The sequence below is a fragment of the Brevundimonas olei genome (assembly GCF_037055245.1).
Classification (GTDB): Bacteria; Pseudomonadota; Alphaproteobacteria; order Caulobacterales; family Caulobacteraceae; genus Brevundimonas; species Brevundimonas olei.
On record NZ_CP146369.1, the window covers coordinates 2,112,424 to 2,128,226 of the forward strand.

Genomic DNA, 15,803 nt, shown 5'->3' on the forward strand with positions numbered 1-15,803 from the left:
TGCGCCTGTAGCGAGAACAGGGACGGACGCGGCCGATCTCGCGCCGCCGTCCCACCGCGACCGCCCGCTTACTCTGGAGGCGACTCCAGGTAGGCCTTGTCGAACTCGGCCAGGGCGGCCAGCCCGCCCCAATCTTTCAGATGAACAAGAGCCCCCTTCCACTCCACGAGACCTTCTCGTCGAAGCTCCGCCACGACGCGGTTCACATGGACGGTCGAAAGCCCAAGGATATCCGCTATCTCCGCCTGGGTCATAGGCAACTGGAAGCAGCAGTCTTTCGCGCGGCCCACCAGTTCCAGTCGGCAGTAGAGTTCACACAGGAACCAGGCCAGGCGCTCCTTTGCGCTCTGGGCGCCGAGCGCAAGAATCCACTCGCGGCTTACGGCGCCGTCGACCAGGGTGTCCAGCCACAGGCTTCTGACCAGGTCGCCGTCGGCGTCGATCAACCGATCAAGGCGAGCATGGGGAATGGAGGCCGCCCGACAGTCCGTCAGGGCCACGACGCCCTGCGGCTGACGCTTCTTCAACAAAGAGCCGAGATTGACGAAATCGCCTGGGAGACAAATCTCGGTGAATTGGCGCCGCCCATTCCGCAACAAGCGGTAGCGAGCCGCAAACCCGTTCAAAAGCAGGAGGCAGGAGGAGGCCTTGACGCCCTGTACGATGAGGTCGTCCCTCGCAGGGATGAGCGCCAAGGGATTGAACGCTTCACTGAGCTTGCGGAGGGTTGCTGGAGACACGCTCCTGCGCCGCGTCAGCTTGATCGTGATCAGATCGTGGAGCTCGTCGCCGGACCACATCCCCTCTTCGCCTTCCCGCTCCACACTTCGCGCATTTCCATCGCCGCCGCTCATGCGACGCGGCGTCGATAACGTCCTCGACGCCCAGGCGTTGCTTTAACGGTTCCCCTTCGCATGGGTCGGATCGCCTGGCGCCATGCCGAGAGACGCCGATCAGCAGAGTCATCCTAGGTTCAGGCTCGGGCGTATAGGTTTCCGTCATGGCCCTCTACGATTTCCTCGTCGCCGGTCTGGAGGTGGATCAGGTCCACGAAGCCGAGGCTTCGACGGACGCCGAGGCGCGTCGTCAAGGGTTTCGCTTCGCCGGCGATCTGATCAAGGAGCGCGAGATCCTGAGCCGGGAATCCGTCGCCTTCGAAGTGAGAGTGAAGACGAAGGACGGCCGCCAGATCTGCGCGGTCAATGTGAGGCTGGATTAGGATTCCCGAAATGGGCCTCGGACGATCGGCCGGTTGCTCTAACAGGACATGACGGTTGGCATGGTACCGGACGACGTTTGTGTTACACATTAACAATGCCTTCTTCCCGATCGACCGCCTCGCCGTCCTTCTTCAACCAGGAGATGGCGGACGCCTACGACCATCGGAACCGCGCCCTCGTTCCGATCTCCAATTGCCTCCACTTCCTAACGGGCCTGGTCCTGGCCGAATGTCCGAGCGAAGCGCGAGTGCTGTGCGTCGGCGTGGGAACGGGCGCTGAAATCCTCTCCCTGGCCCAAGCGCGTCCAGGATGGTTTTTCGTCGGGGTCGATCCTTCCGCCGAGATGCTGAATGTCGGCCGGGACCGGTTAAAGGAAGCGGGCGTTCTGGAGCGATGCGAGCTTATCCAGGGCTACGCCGAGGACGCGCCCCCCGGCCCATTCGACGCCGCGGTCAGCCTGTTGGTCGCCCATTTCATCAGACGGGAACAACGGCCGGCCTTCTACAGCGCCATTCATGATCGACTGAAGCGGGGCGGTCGCTTCGTCAGCGCCGAAATCAGCGCCGATCTCGAAGATGCGGCGTTTCCAGACATGTTGAAGGACTGGAAGCAGGTCCAGACCCTGATGGGCGCGACCCCCGAATCGTCGGCCAGGCTGGAGAGCATGCTGCGCGACGCGCTGGGGGTTCTGCCGGCGGCAGAGACCGAGGCCCTTTGGCGGGCAGCAGGGTTTGCGACGCCCGTGTCCTTCTTCCAGGCCTTCATGATCCGAGGCTGGCACGCCATGAAGGCGTAGGCCGGACGCGATCCGGGCCGGGACGCTGGCCGGCCTTTGCTGACGCAGTCGCAATGGCCGGCCGTCGGTTGGAAGCCCCCAAACTTATGGAACAGCCTGCCGGGCTGGACTACAGCGCCCCTTGAACCGTCTCCGCGGCCATCCAAATAGCGACCGCCTTCACTCTTCACTGGAGATGCTTCGATGCGAACCGTCGTTGTAGAACCCTTTGGCGACGTCTGGGCCGTCCGCGTGGATGACGTCGAGCCTCAGCTGTTTGGGCGCGGGCGCGCCGCGGAAGACGTCGCCAAGACCGTGGCGGAGCGGCTGGCTGCCGCCGGCGACCACGTCGAGATCCATCTGTTCCTACGGAACGGCCAAAAGGCGGCGCGATTTGTTTGCCTACCTCCCCTTTCAGCCGAGGACTCTCCTCTGCTGATCGGAGGAAGCCTGCTGGCCCAGGCGGCGGCGAACGTCGACGATACCGACCAGCGCGTAAACGCCTGACGGCCAAGGCGGAGTGCAGCAGGTAGAAGGGGGCGCCAGAAGAGCGCTGCGGACTCGCCCTTCCCTATGCTGCCCAGGAGGGATTTATCCAGGTCGCCGAGCCGGTCCGTCGATGCGGCCGGTCGAGGGCTGGACAGCCATGCAAATTGTAAAATAGTAACATCGTTCACGACGGGAGGCGGAACGTGCCGGGGCGGCCCAAACGAACGGGACGGATGACAGAGGCGGTCCTGATCGCCCTGTGTCTTGCGATCTTCGGCATCCTTTACTGGATTGCGACCGGATAACGTGAAGCGGGCCGGCTTCGGCTGTCATTCCGCAGTTGGTCGAAGAGCCGCCCCCGTGGAACCCATCGCCCTCGGGACGGCTAAGGATTGTCTTCCGCGCGGAAGTCTGCGGCCCGGAGCGCAACCCCCCTGACCACCGCTCCGGGCCGCAACCCCTGACGAGAAAGGCGCGACCGAGAGGAACCAGGCCGGGCTTAAGCAGTTTGCCGGGCATCCCCTTCTTCCTGGCGCCGGGAGATCGTCTTTGCGCAAACAAAAATCTCCCATCCCCCGCTGGTGGCGTCTAGCCGGGTGGGAGGCGGCGCGGCTGCTCGGAACGCTTTCGTTCATAGGGATCGTCGGGTGCGCCTACATGGGCTGGATGGGCTGAGACGGAACCCCGGATGGTCCTCGAGCTTTAAGGAGGCGCATTCCGGCGCTGGCGTGCGATGCGGCCCGGCGCGCAGCCACGCACCCCCTGCGGCGCACCGGGCCGCAACCAATTCCGGCGCAGCTTGTTGGCTTCGCATGACTGGATTTGGCGGACACCTGCTCGCGGCGCTCGATCGCCTATTCAAACGCCTGACCGGGAACGAGCGCCTCCTCTAGGCGGCCTCCGTCCCTCGACTGCGGCGGCGTGCGGGCTGAAATATCAAAAGCGCTGCCGTTAATCATCACAGGTTAAACGCGCAAAGCGCTTGGAGATCTAAGCTCGCCCAGTCGCTCGCCTCCTGAGCGGGCCTGCTCCAGTCCCTCGCGCACCTCCTGAAAGAGCGGGGCTGGACCGACGGTAGAGGAACGCGACTTGCCCAGACGTCCCCAATGGCGACCCAGCTTCGGCGAATGGTCGGTGGTGATTGCGATTTTGGCCCTACTCGCGATCGCCGCTTCCTCGGCCTTCGAGTGATCGGACAGACTCATTGATGTCGGCCGTCAGGTCGTCGGCCGTGCGGCGAGGTTGCTTTCAGGTGGCCATGACGACAAGGAGACCACCCCATGGCGGAACGTCGACTTTCGCAATGGCGCAACCTCGGCCTGGCGGCCCCGGTGATCTTTGCCGCTAATCGAGTGCGGCGGCCTCGCCTGTCCAGCTGGCATCCGAGTGTCGTCTGCGGGGCTTCGCCGTCGCGGGCGTCGCCACCGGCTCCCTGATAAGGTTTCTGGCCGTGCTGTCGGCCTTGCAACGCCTGCGTCCCGTCTGCTGCTAGCCCCGGCCGGTCTTCCGTAGAGAGAAGCTTGGGAGGTCGTGGCGCCGACAGCGACGGCGACACCATCAATGTGAGCGCTGGCCCGGCCGGCGGATGTGGCTCCCGCCCGTGCGAGCGTTTCTTCTGTAGGCAAATGAAGACCCCTCGCCGGCGCCTGGGGCCTCCAACGAGGGGCTTCGCGGTTCAACAGAGGGCAGCTCCAGGGGTTAGAGAGCTGCGATGGGCCAACTCACGGGAATGAGAACGGTTCCGAACGTCAAGGACATGCCCTCCGAAGCGAGAGCACGCCTGAGGCGCGTCTGCAGGAAACTTCAAGCGCCAAAGGCCGCTCTCCGAACACCCGCCAAACCGGAGGCCCTGCAATCCGGGCTCGCTCCCCTCTCGAAGCCGAGCTTTCAGGCTCGTTAGGCCCGCCTGAGTCCCAATGCGGCAGATCGGTTTTCTTATGCTCGCCTAACAAGTCCAGCATGCTGAGGCGCGCCTTCGCGTCCCGCCGGTCGTCGACGGAGCCGTCATATCGGGCCACCGCCGATGGCGACGTCCAAAGCGCGCGGCCCGCTGTAGAGCTGTCCTCCGGACAGTTCGCTCTTTCAGCCCGCCGACGCGTTCGTTCAAGTCGTGGATACCTCGGAGAGCGCCGATGACCTGCGGGACCGCCTACCACCCTCTCTATCGTTTCGCCCTGTTCGGGCACCACTCCGCCTTCTGCGCGGAGATCGCGGCGGCCACGGACGACGACGCATACAGGGAAGCTCTGCGCTTCATGGGCGAGCTGTTGAAAGAGGGCGACACCGTGAGGGACGACGGCTTTTCGTATCGGGTCACGGTGACCGCGATCGACGGCCGCCGAATCTGCGACATCACAAGCTGCGGCGCAAACCACGCGAGCCGAGATTGACCGCGTCGGACGCGTACGCCCGAGCGCCCGCTCGGATGCAACGCCGCAGGCGCTGGAGCCTTATCTAGAAGGCCTAGCGTCGGATCGACGACGGCCGGTTTCAAAGCTTGAGCGCCTCCTCGTTTGGTTAGGACCGTCAGGAAATCCGCATGTTCTTCCCCACCCGCCGGCCCAGGTCGTCCGCGCCGCCGCTCCCGGCCGGCCGTCGCAAGCCAAGCCATCCGGCCGCCCGGCTCGAAGGCGACCTGATGGAAGGAGCGCATGATCACAGCGATCGCCGCCCTGGACCTAGCTCCGCCGACATGGGGATTGGGCAGCGGCGCGCGGCCCTGGTCGCCCTTCTCGACCTGCTGGCGGCCGCCGGGTACGATTTCGTGAGCCCGACCCCCGCCACCCACAGACGGGTGGCGTCCCGGCGGGAGCGCGCCCGCGCCGCCAACCTGCGAGACATCTTCGGCTGGGGGCGCCCCTTCGACCCGAACGACCTCGACCCTACCCTCCTCGCCACGATGTCGAGCGGCGGGCTCCTCGTCGACGAGGGCGCGTCGCTTCGATCCGCTGTCAGGGTCAGTGCGCTTGACGGGCGCCTGCACCTGCACTCCGCCCGGAGCGACGCCCCCGACGCCGTCTTCCTTGGACCGGACAGCTACCGCTTCGTCCGCTTCCTGACCTCCGCGCTATGCGGTACGCAGCCGCGCTCGATCCTCGACGTCGGCGCCGGCGCCGGCGCCGGCGCGCTGGCGCTGGCCACACGCTTGCCGCATTCCAGGGTCGTGGCCGGGGACGTGAACCCCTTCGCCCTTGCTCTCCTCGCCGCCAATGCCGCCCACGCCCGCCTGTCGATTGAACTTGTCGCGGGCTCTGGGCCCGAGGCCGCAGCCGGCGAGTTCGATCTCATCATCGCCAACCCGCCCTATCTGGCCGACGGCGAGCATCGGACCTATCGCGATGGAGGCGGCGCCTTGGGCATGGACCTCGCCTTGGCGTGGGTCTCTGTTGGACTGCATCGCCTGCGTCCGCGGGGGCGCTTCGTGCTCTACACGGGCAGCCCGATCATCGAAGGCCGAGATCTGCTGCGCATCGAGCTCGAGCGGCTCGCCGCCGAGGCAGGCGCGAGCATGACTTATGAGGAGATCGACCCGGATGTCTTCGGGGGGATGCTGGCGCACGAAGGCTATCGAGAGGTCGAAAGGATCGCGGCCATCGGCGCTGTCCTGTCTCGCTAGGCCGCGCCGCGAAGGTTATTCGCCACCCGGGGCCTTCGCCCTTAGACCGCTTGGGCTTCGGTGAAGGCGGCGTTCCTTATGCCAGCCTTCGGTCGCATCCGCGTGAGGAGGAAGTGGATTCCGGAGCGCGGGTTAAACCTCTGAAGGCCTTAATAGAGGGCGTGGCTAGAGGGTATGTGCACAGGTCCATGACGCAGATCGACGTAAGTTCGCCAGAGCCCCAGCTCTGCCTCCGATGCGCGGGATCAGGCATTGTCGACGGGGGCGTCTGCCACATGTGCGACGGGTCCGAGAAGGCGCAGATCGACACCGACCTTTCAGCCGCCCCCGAGCGAGAGTCGGCTCCGAGATCGCAGCCGAAATCTTCCGCTCGCCTTGCGGCCCAGCGCTGATGGACGACGGCCTTTACAAGATCGGCTTCAGGACACGGCTGGGGTCGGGCTATGGGGTGGTTGTGCTCCAGGGCGGGCGCATCATCGGCGGCGACAGCAGCTCGTTCTATGTCGGCTCCTATGTCATTCACGGAGCGAGGTTCAAGGCCAGCCTGCAGCTCGATCGGCATACCATCATCCCTGTCCTGCGATCCGTGTTCGGCGTCGAGCGTGCGCGTATCGAGCTGGAAGGCGATATCCTCGGCCAGGACGCGCTCATGTCGGGGTCTTCGCCCGATGCGCCCGAAGTGAGTTTCGAGGCCGTGATGAGCAGACTGGCCTAGACGGCGCGCCGTCGTTTACGGCCAGATCAACAACGACCGCCTCCGCCGATCGAGGCTGCGCCTTCGCAATCGCCTTCCATCACCAGGCGACCGACCACTTCTGCTCCGCCCTGCAGGGCCATGAGCTTGTCTTCAGCGTCCTCCCAGTCCTCCGCTTCCAACTGAAGAGAAAAGCAACGCTCGCCCTGCTGGTAGTCCACGAGAAACATCGGCATCGCCTATCCTACCACCAACCAGGCTGAGGGACGTCCTCGAGCCGCGAGACGGCGAGCGACGCTCCAGGCGAAGGCCCGTTTCGCCGCAGCTTTATCATCATAGCGGCGCGGCTTGTCCGTCCCATCTCCGGTCAGGCGATACCACGCCTCCCGTCGTCTTGAGCCGGGCTGGATGCGTTCAAGTCTGACGCCCACGCGGGAGCGTAACAGGCGTTTTCTTTTCATTTCTCCGTCCTCCTGCCCCCGCGCGAGGCGGCGAAGGCGGCGCAAAGCGCCCGCGCCGCCTCCCCTGCGCGCCTTATCGATATCGAGCGCGCTCCGCAGCGATCTCGTCGGTCGTATAGGGCGCCCCGGCGGGGTCAAAGCGCGTCCAGCCCGTCTGGCGGTAGGCGGCCCCTCGAGCGGCGGCGTCCCAGCCGCGGCTCTCGTCCAGGATCGCCTGCGCCCGGGCCCGCTCCGTTTCATTGACGCGAACGCTGACAAGGGTTCCGCCCCGACGCACGCCTTCGGCGTAGACGTGGGCGTCATCGTCATCATGACCCGCCTCCTTAAGCGCGCCGAGAATTCCGCCGACCGCCCCGCCCGCAGCGGCGCCCGCGGCCCCCGCAACCGCCGCCGACGCGAGCCAGCCTGCTGCCACCACGGGGCCCAGGCCCGGCACCGCCAGCATGCCCAGGCCTGCGAGAACGCCGGCGCCCACGCCGAGCGCGCCGCCGGTCGCCGCCCCCTTGCCCGCGCCTTCTGCGACGTCGTTCTCGCCGTCGCCGTTCATGTCACCGGGCGACCGCCCGTGATGTCGGTGGCTCTCGTGCCAGTTGTCGGCGTTATTGGAGATGACGCTGATGTCAGCCGCTCCAAAGCCGGCGGCTTCGAGGGCGGACACGGCGTCCATCGCTTCGGTGTGAGTATCGTAGAGTCGCGTGATAGTGGACATGGAAATCTCCTTCAGCATCAGGAAGCGGGCGACGCGCTGACGACGCCTTTGTAGTCTACGGAAACCCTCGACTCGACGCCGTCCTTGACGGCGGTCGCCGTCCAGACGCCGTCTTCGCCCTGGCTCAAACCGCCGACCTGGGCGTAGCCCTGTTTCTCAATGGCGCTTCTCGCCTGCCCCTCGGTAAAGGAATTTGCGCCCGGCGTGATCGTCCCCTCTGCAGCGTTCTCCGTCGTGTCCACGGCGGGGTTCCGAGGTGTCTCCGACGCGGACACCACAGGCCCTTCGACAGGGGATTGGGCGTCGCGGTTATCTCCGCACGCTCCAAGCAGAACGACGGCTCCGATCAGACCTATGGAAGCTCTCATGGGTTTCTCCTTTGATGAGGTGTTGTGGGAAGCCGCCCGGATTCAAAGCGTTCCGCCGCGTCGAAGACTTTCCCGCGGACCGTAAGGTTCCGGGTCATCCAGCCCGCTCCGAGGTCCGCGCTTCGCCCGCCTCCACGGCCGAAACGCCATCTCGCCTCGACGCCAGTCGATACAAGGCATGCTCGTCGTCGAAGACTTCAGCGGAAGAAAAGGTCCGGCTGACGGCGAGCCGCCGCCGCGCCTCGGCCATGGCGGCCGCGGCGTCCTCCACCGTGACGCATTCGACGCGCAGGACGCCCGTCCCCGATCCACTGTAGCGAATGGTGAAGTGAGGCATGTCGCGGCTCCTCTGTGACGGTGAAGCAAGGGCCCGCCGCGCGACCTGTTCCTTGGGTCGCCTAGGGGACCCATGCGGAAGCAGGCTGGCGCTCGAGAGCCGAATCCTCTTTCGCGCTGGCACCCCCGTTTCGAGACACGGCCGGGACACGGCCTCAGCAAGGTCGATCGGAGCTGGCTCCCACGATCTCGAATCCAAGCCCTGGAAGAGCAGCATCACCTTTGCAACTCGGCGCGACACCTATCCCTGCCGCAATTCGCGTTGATGGGCATAGGCGAGGCGAACACCGGCGAGACAGTCATGGCGCCAGGTTCTGGAACGCCTCCTCGCCCATCAACTTCTCTCCAGAGCATAAGAGGAAAGAGCCATGACCGAGACACCCCGTGATCCTGAACATCTCAACAACGAGGACGGCGACCTGACGCCGGTCAAAGCCGACACAGTATCGAGGGGTGATCCAGCCGAACGGCTTCGCGGCGTCGGCCAGGAGAACATCTCCGCCCGTCCGGCCAAGCCGAAACCATCGGACCCGCCCCCTGCCCCGCCGGAGTTGGACGACGACGCCACACAGATGAAGAAGATCGAGGACGCCGCCGGTACGGAGCCTTCACCGCCTGGCGTCGCCGAGCCGGAGGGCGCACGCGAACTGCCCAGGCCGCCGCTTGCGGATCCGACCTGATGGCTCCGCGGCTTAAGCTGTTCGAATGGTCGGACGGCTTCCACACCTTCACCGTGGCGGCCAGCTCGCGACCGAAGGCGTTAGCCGCTTGGGGCAGCGGCCAGGATCTCTTCGCCACCGGCCTGGCCAAGGAAATCGACGACAGCCCCGACGCTGAGGCCGCCAAGGCTTCGCCCGGCACGGTGATTGAGCGCAGGCTCGACGTGAAGCTCCCGGCGAGCGCTCCGAAGAAGGGCGCGGCGAAGAAGACGAAGCAGCCCAGCGCCGCCGATCGGAAACGCGTGGAGGAAGCCCAAATCGCCCTGGACGACCTCGACGCCATGCACGGTCAGGCCGCACGGCGGCTGGATGAAGAGCTGCAAGCCATTAGGGCGCGCAGGGAAGAGGAACGGACGGCCTATGAAGCGCAGCGCGAGAAACTACAGGCTCGCCTGGAGAGGGCGCGCGCTAAGCTCTAGCCCTCATCGTCATCGTCTTCGTCGTCCTCGGCCTCGGCCTCGGCCCCGAAATCCGCGAACACGAGCTGCATCTCAACCCTCACCTCGTCCATGGTCTGCTGGACCCAGGCGTGAAGGGCGCGGACGGTCTTCTCGGCTGATACGGCGTCCGGCGAGAACAGACGCTCCATGACGTCCGTCAGGGCCTGGTTTCTGCCCATGAGCACGCCAGCCCGATAGATCGGGTCGTCTGAAGGGTCGATGTCGTCGTCTTCGTCCATGTGCGACCTTCTGGCGCGCTAACACTCTTGTGAGTTGCGCACTCGCGTAACGGTTGTGACCCTCTCGCCCGGAGATAGTCTCCATCGGGACAGTTATATGTCCATAAAACTTTAGGCGTCGCGATGGCTGCATTCACGATGAATGTTATGGCCGCGGGCGCGGCGCCCGTGCCGCCTGACTGGTAGCCTTGCGCGGCCCTTCGCCGTCAACAAATCCCTTCAATGGGATCAGCGGCCCGGCTTGAGGACAGTCCCCCGGTTCTCGCTGGGCCGTTTCGATTCGCGAAGTAGCTCGGAACCAGTGAACCTCCCACCGCTTGGTTTCAGGCAACCAACAGGGAGATGACCATGACCGACGTCCAACCGAACGATCCGAACCGCAATCCCAGGGAAGCGCCCGACCTGGACGGCGATGAAGTCGAAGCCGGCCGCCAGGCTCGGAAGAGCGGAGCCAATCAAGACCCTCTGGCGAACAACAATCCGGCCGACAGGAACCCATCGCCTTCGACCGGCGGCGACGGCGCCGCGGGCGCCGGCGGTCCGAAGGGCTTTGGCACGGGCGCCTGATCAGCAGGAATGGGTGGCTGGCCGAATCTCCGGAGCGGCGCCCATTCGACTGATTGATCGTCGGTGGCGGCGGCGCTCTTGCGCCGCCGCACAGCTTGAGCGCCGCCCTGTTCCGGCGACGCCCTATACACTTGGCGTCCGGGCGCACCGAGCCGCCCTGACCGCCTATCTCCGATCGTCGCGGGTGCGATCTCGCAGTTCACCAGAGCGGCGCGCAACCATCGGGCTCATGCTGTGCAAATCTGACGCCGTCAGGCTGGTCGGCTAAGGCCGCCGCGCGCGTGTCGCACCAGCGACCGTCGCAACGCCAAGGCCTGCAACGACAAGGTCCTCGACGATCCCGCTGCGGGTCTGGCCAATGCGCCGCAGCGCGGCCTTTCGGCCGGCCAGCGTCAGATAGGCCAGCGGTATGGCGACGCCCACGGCCAGGGCGGCGCCGCGCCGCTCGCGTCCCCTCGGCGCCAGGGCGCCGCCGGCGATCCCGGCGCTCGCGATCCGGGCAAGCAGGCCGAGGAATACCGTACGATCCGGCGCGGACTTCATCTTGTCGCCCAGCAGTTCGCCAACGCCCATCGCCAGCGCACCGAACCTGAATAACGGACGGTCGAGCAGAACGAGTCTGCCCGGCGTGGCGCGGCGGCCCAGGCGCGCTGCGGCGATGACGGCCATGGGCGTCATCGAACGCGCGCTGGCGGCGGCGCCGATCAGGACCGAGGGAAGCAGGTCGAGGAAGCGCATGAAGGCTCAACCCTCTCCGACCGGGCGGGTTGCGTCGGCCGTCTCACGAAGCCTCCTTCCACCCTCGCACATTTCCGGCGAGGACCGCCACGACCGAAAAGGGCAATGAGATATTCTGAGATCGCCCCTGGTGGAGGCCGGTCAGCGCCGACGCGCCGACTGGCGCAGTCCCCTATGGCGCCGCTGGCGAGCGACCGATGCCGCCAGCGACGATCTGGAACTGATGATCCTCAAGGACCTCGAGAGCCTGCGCATCGTCTCGCGCAGCGCCCCCGTGCTGGGCCTTGTCGCCACCATGATCCCCATGGGCCCCGCCCTGCTGGCGCTGGGACGTGGCGACGCCTCGGGCGTAGGCGAGAACATGGTGGTGGCCTTCTCAGGCGTCACACTGGCCCTGATCGCCGCCAGCATCGCCCACTATGTCCTGACCGTGCGCCGGCGCTGGCTGCTTCAGAACCTGCGCGCCATCGAACGCGCGCGGGAGGCCGGTTGATGCGCTTCCTCGACGAAGAAGACGACGATCCCATCACCGCCGTTGTCAATCTGATCGACCTGTTCGTAGTGATCATCGCCGTCCTGCTCGTGGTTCTGGTTCAGAACCCGCTCAACCCCTTCAACGCGCGCGACCTGATGGTGATCGAGAACCCTGGCAAGGCCGACATGCGCATCACCGTGAAGGAAGGCGACGAACTGACCCGCTACGAATCCCAGGGCCAGATCGGCGAAGGCCAAGGCGTCAAGGCGTCAAGGCGGGCTCGGCCTATCGCCTGCCGGACGGCAGAATGATCTATGTGCCGGAATAGAAGTCCGGTCATAGATTCTGATCTGCTTCACCTTAACCGGAGAACCGGCCGTGTAATGCGCTCTCCTCAGAGACGCGCATAGAAGCGTCGCAGGACTGGTTGCCTATCTGCAACCTTCGGAGCCATGTCGACGCCACAGCCGGAAAATTTGCAATTAATAATCCCTCGCAATAAAGCAGGGCATCACCACGCCGTCGAGCCATTCGCCAGCGGGCGATCGATGCTTCGAAGGATGACTCATGCGCAAACCCGCCCTTATCGCCGGCGCAACCCTGGCGATGTCGCCTCTCGCGGCCGCGGCTCAAACTGAAGGCTCCGTCGCTTCTGAAGCGCCCGTGGCGGTGGGCGAGGTGGTCGTCACCGGCCGTTACACGCTTCCCAACCGGATCGACACCGCAACGGGCCTGGGCCTGACCGTGCGCGAGACGCCGCAATCGGTCAGCATCGTCACTGAGCAGCGCATCCTCGACCAGAATCTGGCGACCGTCGCGGACGTCATAGCCAATGGGGTCGGCGTGTCGGTCAATGAGGTCGATGACGTCCGCAACACCTTCAGCGCCCGTGGCTTCGAGATAAAGAACTACCAAGTCGACGGCGTGCCCCTGGCCTGGACCCTCGCCGGCGGCGCCGGCGAGACCGTGGCAGACGTCTCTCTCTATGAGCGGGTCGAGATCGTGCGCGGCGCCACCGGGCTGCTGACTGGAGCCGGCGATCCGTCCGCCTCCATCAACCTGGTCCGCAAACACGCCGACAGCGAGGTCCTGGGCGGCTATGTCGGCGCCAGCGTGGGATCCTGGAACACCTGGAGCGTATCGGCTGATGTGGGCGGCAAGCTAAACGCCTCCGGCGCGCTGCGCGGGCGGCTGGTCGCCAAATACGAGGAGGGCGACAGCTACATCGACCTCTACCATAATGAGAAGACCGTGCTGTATGGGGTGATCGACGCCGACCTGACCGACCGCACCCTGCTGAGGATCGGCGCAAGTCATCAATCCGGTTCGCCCAACGCCCCGGCCTGGGGCGCCCTGCCCTCCTTCTACAGCGACGGCTCCTTCGCCGTCTGGCCGCGCTCCAAGACCGCTTCGGCCGATTGGACCTACTGGGACACCGAGAACCAGAACATCTTCGCCAACATCCAGCACGAGTTCGCCAACGGCTGGCGGCTCACGGCCAACTACAATTGGTTGCGCAACGCCCAGACCACCGAGATTCTCTATCTGTCGGGCCTGGTCGATCTCTCTACCGGCTCGATCCAGTACACCTATCCCTACTCGGACGATGGCGAGAGCATCCAGAACAGCTTCGACATTCAGTTGAAGGGCGACTTCGGCCTGTTCGGCCGCCGGCATGAGTTCGTCGTCGGGGCCCTGCACAGCACCCAGGATCGGGAGACCTCCACCTACGCCGCCCTCGCCTTCCCCCCGGCGGACGACTTCGTGAATTGGGACGGCGCCGCCTATCCCTATCCCGGCTTCTCCGACGTCGGCGTCCTGGCGGTCGATGAGACGGTCAAGCAGACAGGCTTTTACGGCGCCCTGCGGCTGAACCTGACGGACTCGCTGAAACTGATCGGCGGGGGGCGCCTGGCGAGCTGGGAGCTGTCAGGATTCAATTTCGGACCCGAGCGCGACTACGGCGACGACGACGTCTTCATTCCCTATGTCGGAGCGCTCTATGACCTGACGCCGACGCATCGGCTCTACGCCAGCTATACCGAGATCTTCCAGCCCCAGGATGCGCGCGATCGCAACGGCGGCTATCTGGAGCCTATCGTCGGCGCCGCCTATGAGGCCGGGCTCAAGAGCGCCTTCTTCGACGACGCCCTGCAGACCTCCGTCGCCGTGTTCCGGATCGAACAGGACAATCTGGCTCAGGCGGACATCGGCTATTTCGTTCCCGGCGTCACCCCGCCGGCGCAGGCCTATTACGGCGCCGAGGGCGCGACCAGCAAGGGCTTCGAACTGGAAGTCACCGGCCGCCCGCTCGAAGGCTGGAACATCAACTTCGGCTACAGCCAGTTCGAGGTCGAGGACGCGACCGGCCAGGCCGTGAACACCGACCATCCCCGCCAGTTGCTCAAGCTGTTCACCACCTACCGCCTGCCCGGCGCCTGGAGCGATCTGGTCATCGGCGGCGGGGTCAACTACCGCAGCAAGAACTATTCGGCCGGCGTCAATCCCGTCACCAACGCGCCCTTCCGCTTCCAGCAGGACGGCTTCGCCCTGGTCAGCCTGATGGCGCGCTACGACCTGAGCGACGCGCTTCAGCTGCAGGCCAATGTCGAGAACCTCTTCGACGAGACCTATTACAGCCAGATCGGCTTCTTCAGCCAGTATCGCTACGGCGCGCCCCGAAACGCGACCGTCAGCCTGCGATACCGCTTCTGACCCCCTCATGCCCAAGGCCGTCAACATGACCAGATTACAGAAATCATCCGCCGCCGCCCTCCTGCTGCTCGCCGGAGCCGGGCTTTCCACCTCCGCGCTGGCGCAGAACATGCCGTCGGGCCTGCCCGCCGAACCCGCCGCCAGCGCCGCCGTGCAGGATAATGGCGTGCTCTACCGCGAGTTGACGCGGGGGATCTATGAAGTCCGCTACAATCCTCGCGACGACGCGCTCTACGTTGCCTCCGCCCTGGCCATTCCGGGCGTCAAGGGCGGGATCGTCTATAAGTTGAACGCCGACACCCTGGAGCCGGTCGGCGCGATCCACACGGACCGGGGCAATTTCGCCCTGGCCCTGAACGCCGACGGCTCAAGGCTCTATGCGACGAACAGCCTTGAGCACAGCGTCACGGCCTTCAACCTGGAAGACAACAGCATCATCGGCCGGCTGGACCTGAACGAGGTCGGCCCGGACGGTAATAAATTCGGCCCCCGTCAGGTGATCCATGACGCCGCCAACGGCGCGCTCTACATCGGAGCGGTGGGCGATCCCGGCGTGATCTGGGTCGTTGACGCCGATACGCTTCAACTTCGCCATACAATCCGCGAGGCTGGGAAATGGGTCACGGGCTTGGCGATCCATCCGCGCACGGGCGACCTCTACGCAGCCAACGGCGGGGGAGAAATCCTGGTCATCGATACCGCCTCCTACGCCATCAAGCGCCGTTTCCGCCCGGCCGGAGACGCCGAAGCCCTGCTGCTGAACTTCGCCTTCGACGTCGATAGCAATCGGCTCTACGTGACCGATCACTCGAAGCTGAAGACGGTGCTGATCGTCAATCCGGACACCGGCGAGAAGATCGGGGACATTCCGGAGGCCGGCGAGTCCATGGCCATCCTGCTCCACCCCCAACGGCGCGAACTCTATGTGACCAACCGCGAGCGGGGCACGGTGTCGGTATGGGATGCGGATACGCACGCCCTGAAACGCACGGTGCGGGCCGGGCCGAACCCGAACAGCCTGGCGCTTTCGGCTGACGGACAGACATTGTTCGTAACCGTGAAGACGCCCTTCACCAGCACCTACTCCGCCAGCGGCGTCGAAAGCATCGTCCGCATTCCGCTGGATGTCGCCGCCCCTCCGGCGGCCCCGCGTCCCTGATCGGCGAAGGGGCCGCTCCGGCGCCCCCGAACCGAGCAGAATCTGCGGCCGGCTCAGTCCGACGGCCACGGATGCCGCTCGTC

The 15,803-nt window shown here is 65.5% G+C and carries 20 protein-coding genes; 13 read left to right on the plus strand and 7 right to left on the minus strand.

The features are described 5' to 3' along the window. Positions 1 to 68: 68 nt before the first annotated feature. Positions 69 to 854 (minus strand): Crp/Fnr family transcriptional regulator, encoded by a 786-nt coding sequence (locus tag V8J38_RS10015; RefSeq protein ID WP_269298483.1) that lies wholly within the window; start codon positions 852 to 854, stop codon positions 69 to 71. A gap of 146 nt (positions 855 to 1,000) precedes the next feature. Here V8J38_RS10015 and V8J38_RS10020 point away from each other — a divergent pair, with 146 nt between their 5' ends. From V8J38_RS10020 to V8J38_RS10045, 6 genes are all read left to right on the plus strand, one after another. Next, positions 1,001 to 1,219: a hypothetical protein gene (locus V8J38_RS10020; protein ID WP_269298481.1), complete on the plus strand. Its 219-nt coding sequence runs from the start codon at positions 1,001 to 1,003 to the stop codon at positions 1,217 to 1,219. Positions 1,220 to 1,467: 248 nt separating this feature from the next. Next, a complete protein-coding gene (locus tag V8J38_RS10025; RefSeq protein ID WP_338575460.1) occupies positions 1,468 to 2,016 on the plus strand; it encodes a class I SAM-dependent methyltransferase in 549 nt (182 codons plus the stop codon). A 183-nt stretch (positions 2,017 to 2,199) separates the two neighbouring features. Then, positions 2,200 to 2,502, plus strand: coding sequence for a hypothetical protein (locus V8J38_RS10030; RefSeq protein WP_269298477.1), 303 nt, complete (start codon positions 2,200 to 2,202; stop codon positions 2,500 to 2,502). A gap of 2,114 nt (positions 2,503 to 4,616) precedes the next feature. Next, positions 4,617 to 4,874 carry a DUF6894 family protein gene (locus tag V8J38_RS10035; protein WP_200165250.1) on the plus strand — a complete coding sequence of 86 codons (258 nt, stop codon included), beginning with the start codon at positions 4,617 to 4,619 and terminating at the stop codon, positions 4,872 to 4,874. Between the two features lie 149 nt (positions 4,875 to 5,023). Then, positions 5,024 to 6,100, plus strand: a complete 1,077-nt coding sequence (locus tag V8J38_RS10040; protein WP_338575464.1) for a methyltransferase — start codon at positions 5,024 to 5,026, stop codon at positions 6,098 to 6,100. A 391-nt stretch (positions 6,101 to 6,491) separates the two neighbouring features. After that, positions 6,492 to 6,815 (plus strand): GrlR family regulatory protein, encoded by a 324-nt coding sequence (locus V8J38_RS10045; protein ID WP_200165252.1) that lies wholly within the window; start codon positions 6,492 to 6,494, stop codon positions 6,813 to 6,815. A gap of 26 nt (positions 6,816 to 6,841) precedes the next feature. On the opposite strand, the gene V8J38_RS10050 is transcribed toward V8J38_RS10045, so the two are convergent. The 4 genes from V8J38_RS10050 to V8J38_RS10065 all read right to left on the minus strand — a co-directional run bounded on the left by V8J38_RS10050 (position 6,842) and on the right by V8J38_RS10065 (position 8,669). Next, positions 6,842 to 7,030: a hypothetical protein gene (locus V8J38_RS10050; RefSeq protein WP_200165253.1), complete on the minus strand. Its 189-nt coding sequence runs from the start codon at positions 7,028 to 7,030 to the stop codon at positions 6,842 to 6,844. Between the two features lie 298 nt (positions 7,031 to 7,328). Further along, the gene (locus V8J38_RS10055; RefSeq protein WP_253108004.1) at positions 7,329 to 7,964 is read right to left on the minus strand and encodes a hypothetical protein; all 636 of its coding nucleotides are present in this window, start codon (positions 7,962 to 7,964) and stop codon (positions 7,329 to 7,331) included. Positions 7,965 to 7,981: 17 nt separating this feature from the next. Beyond that, positions 7,982 to 8,206, minus strand: a complete 225-nt coding sequence (locus tag V8J38_RS10060; RefSeq protein WP_338575466.1) for a hypothetical protein — start codon at positions 8,204 to 8,206, stop codon at positions 7,982 to 7,984. Between the two features lie 220 nt (positions 8,207 to 8,426). Then, complete coding sequence (locus tag V8J38_RS10065; protein WP_338575468.1) at positions 8,427 to 8,669, minus strand: hypothetical protein; 243 nt, start codon at positions 8,667 to 8,669, stop codon at positions 8,427 to 8,429. Between the two features lie 367 nt (positions 8,670 to 9,036). Between V8J38_RS10065 and V8J38_RS10070 the strand changes: the two genes are divergently transcribed. Both V8J38_RS10070 and V8J38_RS10075 read left to right on the plus strand, forming a co-directional pair. After that, positions 9,037 to 9,348 (plus strand): hypothetical protein, encoded by a 312-nt coding sequence (locus V8J38_RS10070; protein WP_338575471.1) that lies wholly within the window; start codon positions 9,037 to 9,039, stop codon positions 9,346 to 9,348. Continuing rightward, positions 9,348 to 9,806: a hypothetical protein gene (locus tag V8J38_RS10075; protein ID WP_291783748.1), complete on the plus strand. Its 459-nt coding sequence runs from the start codon at positions 9,348 to 9,350 to the stop codon at positions 9,804 to 9,806. The genes V8J38_RS10070 and V8J38_RS10075 overlap by 1 nt, the downstream gene beginning before the upstream one ends. On the opposite strand, the gene V8J38_RS10080 is transcribed toward V8J38_RS10075, so the two are convergent. Further along, on the minus strand, positions 9,803 to 10,066 hold the full coding sequence (locus V8J38_RS10080) for a hypothetical protein (RefSeq protein ID WP_291783746.1): 264 nt from the start codon (positions 10,064 to 10,066) through the stop codon (positions 9,803 to 9,805). The two genes, V8J38_RS10075 and V8J38_RS10080, sit on opposite strands and share 4 nt — an antisense overlap. A gap of 348 nt (positions 10,067 to 10,414) precedes the next feature. Here V8J38_RS10080 and V8J38_RS10085 point away from each other — a divergent pair, with 348 nt between their 5' ends. Continuing rightward, positions 10,415 to 10,633, plus strand: coding sequence for a hypothetical protein (locus V8J38_RS10085; RefSeq protein ID WP_269298460.1), 219 nt, complete (start codon positions 10,415 to 10,417; stop codon positions 10,631 to 10,633). A 264-nt stretch (positions 10,634 to 10,897) separates the two neighbouring features. On the opposite strand, the gene V8J38_RS10090 is transcribed toward V8J38_RS10085, so the two are convergent. Further along, positions 10,898 to 11,371 (minus strand): hypothetical protein, encoded by a 474-nt coding sequence (locus tag V8J38_RS10090; RefSeq protein ID WP_269298458.1) that lies wholly within the window; start codon positions 11,369 to 11,371, stop codon positions 10,898 to 10,900. Between the two features lie 130 nt (positions 11,372 to 11,501). Here V8J38_RS10090 and V8J38_RS10095 point away from each other — a divergent pair, with 130 nt between their 5' ends. The 4 genes from V8J38_RS10095 to V8J38_RS10110 all read left to right on the plus strand — a co-directional run bounded on the left by V8J38_RS10095 (position 11,502) and on the right by V8J38_RS10110 (position 15,720). Continuing rightward, positions 11,502 to 11,864 (plus strand): MotA/TolQ/ExbB proton channel family protein, encoded by a 363-nt coding sequence (locus V8J38_RS10095; protein WP_338575477.1) that lies wholly within the window; start codon positions 11,502 to 11,504, stop codon positions 11,862 to 11,864. After that, positions 11,864 to 12,157, plus strand: a complete 294-nt coding sequence (locus V8J38_RS10100; protein WP_338575480.1) for a DUF2149 domain-containing protein — start codon at positions 11,864 to 11,866, stop codon at positions 12,155 to 12,157. Before V8J38_RS10095 ends, V8J38_RS10100 begins: the two co-directional genes overlap by 1 nt. Before the next feature lie 256 nt (positions 12,158 to 12,413). Next, positions 12,414 to 14,561 carry a TonB-dependent siderophore receptor gene (locus tag V8J38_RS10105; RefSeq protein WP_338575482.1) on the plus strand — a complete coding sequence of 716 codons (2,148 nt, stop codon included), beginning with the start codon at positions 12,414 to 12,416 and terminating at the stop codon, positions 14,559 to 14,561. A 7-nt stretch (positions 14,562 to 14,568) separates the two neighbouring features. After that, positions 14,569 to 15,720, plus strand: a complete 1,152-nt coding sequence (locus tag V8J38_RS10110; protein ID WP_291783734.1) for a YncE family protein — start codon at positions 14,569 to 14,571, stop codon at positions 15,718 to 15,720. The last annotated feature ends 83 nt before the right edge of the window (positions 15,721 to 15,803 follow it).

What these genes read in the sequence shown, in the direction of transcription:
- V8J38_RS10090 (WP_269298458.1), bottom strand. Translation starts at nt 11,371, where the DNA reads ATGCGCTTCCTCGACCTGCTTCCCTCGGTCCTGATCGGCGCCGCCGCC.
- V8J38_RS10045 (WP_200165252.1), top strand. Translation starts at nt 6,492, where the DNA reads ATGGACGACGGCCTTTACAAGATCGGCTTCAGGACACGGCTGGGGTCG.
- V8J38_RS10080 (WP_291783746.1), bottom strand. Translation starts at nt 10,066, where the DNA reads ATGGACGAAGACGACGACATCGACCCTTCAGACGACCCGATCTATCGG.
- V8J38_RS10015 (WP_269298483.1), bottom strand. Translation starts at nt 854, where the DNA reads ATGAGCGGCGGCGATGGAAATGCGCGAAGTGTGGAGCGGGAAGGCGAA.
- V8J38_RS10035 (WP_200165250.1), top strand. Translation starts at nt 4,617, where the DNA reads ATGACCTGCGGGACCGCCTACCACCCTCTCTATCGTTTCGCCCTGTTC.
- V8J38_RS10100 (WP_338575480.1), top strand. Translation starts at nt 11,864, where the DNA reads ATGCGCTTCCTCGACGAAGAAGACGACGATCCCATCACCGCCGTTGTC.
- V8J38_RS10030 (WP_269298477.1), top strand. Translation starts at nt 2,200, where the DNA reads ATGCGAACCGTCGTTGTAGAACCCTTTGGCGACGTCTGGGCCGTCCGC.
- V8J38_RS10020 (WP_269298481.1), top strand. Translation starts at nt 1,001, where the DNA reads ATGGCCCTCTACGATTTCCTCGTCGCCGGTCTGGAGGTGGATCAGGTC.
- V8J38_RS10050 (WP_200165253.1), bottom strand. Translation starts at nt 7,030, where the DNA reads ATGCCGATGTTTCTCGTGGACTACCAGCAGGGCGAGCGTTGCTTTTCT.
- V8J38_RS10085 (WP_269298460.1), top strand. Translation starts at nt 10,415, where the DNA reads ATGACCGACGTCCAACCGAACGATCCGAACCGCAATCCCAGGGAAGCG.
- V8J38_RS10065 (WP_338575468.1), bottom strand. Translation starts at nt 8,669, where the DNA reads ATGCCTCACTTCACCATTCGCTACAGTGGATCGGGGACGGGCGTCCTG.
- V8J38_RS10040 (WP_338575464.1), top strand. Translation starts at nt 5,024, where the DNA reads ATGTTCTTCCCCACCCGCCGGCCCAGGTCGTCCGCGCCGCCGCTCCCG.
- V8J38_RS10070 (WP_338575471.1), top strand. Translation starts at nt 9,037, where the DNA reads ATGACCGAGACACCCCGTGATCCTGAACATCTCAACAACGAGGACGGC.
- V8J38_RS10110 (WP_291783734.1), top strand. Translation starts at nt 14,569, where the DNA reads ATGCCCAAGGCCGTCAACATGACCAGATTACAGAAATCATCCGCCGCC.
- V8J38_RS10105 (WP_338575482.1), top strand. Translation starts at nt 12,414, where the DNA reads ATGCGCAAACCCGCCCTTATCGCCGGCGCAACCCTGGCGATGTCGCCT.
- V8J38_RS10055 (WP_253108004.1), bottom strand. Translation starts at nt 7,964, where the DNA reads ATGTCCACTATCACGCGACTCTACGATACTCACACCGAAGCGATGGAC.
- V8J38_RS10075 (WP_291783748.1), top strand. Translation starts at nt 9,348, where the DNA reads ATGGCTCCGCGGCTTAAGCTGTTCGAATGGTCGGACGGCTTCCACACC.